General features: G+C 66.2%; 1 protein-coding gene. It reads right to left on the bottom strand.

Annotation, left to right across the window (positions count from 1 at the left end; all coding sequences use genetic code 11):
• Positions 1–391 (bottom strand): tetratricopeptide repeat protein (locus FLO80_RS24150; protein ID WP_149187168.1); only part of this gene is annotated, 391 nt, incomplete at both ends.

The raw sequence follows: 391 nt of genomic DNA, 5'->3' as shown, positions 1-391 counted from the left end.
AACGAAACATGCTCGATCTTGCGCAGGCGCTCCAGCAATCGGCGCGTCTGCTCCTCATCCATGCCCTCGGGCCTGGCCAGGGCGCCAAGGATGTCCAGTTCCACCTCGTAGAACGGCGTTGCCGGGCGGTCCTTGCCGCGCAGACGGGCGAGGTGATGACGCGCCTGCTCGAAGTCGCCGAGCTTGACCAGCAGGTCGATCAGGGTCAGACGCAGCGCGTCGTTCTCCGGGTGCGCCTGCAACAGCAGTTCGGCGTAGTTCACCGAGACCGCGTCGGGCTCGCCATCGCCGCTGGGCATGAATACTTCTTCGCTGTTGAAGGTCAGCCACAGCACCAGCGCCACCCCGAGAGCGACCGGCAGCAGGGCCCAGGGATTCAGCAGGCGCGCCT

The organism is Aquicoccus porphyridii, assembly GCF_008369105.1.
Taxonomy (GTDB): Bacteria; Pseudomonadota; Alphaproteobacteria; order Rhodobacterales; family Rhodobacteraceae; genus Aquicoccus; species Aquicoccus porphyridii.
Note: the sequence above shows the minus strand (reverse complement) of the source record. Positions and strands in the feature narration are given on the sequence as shown.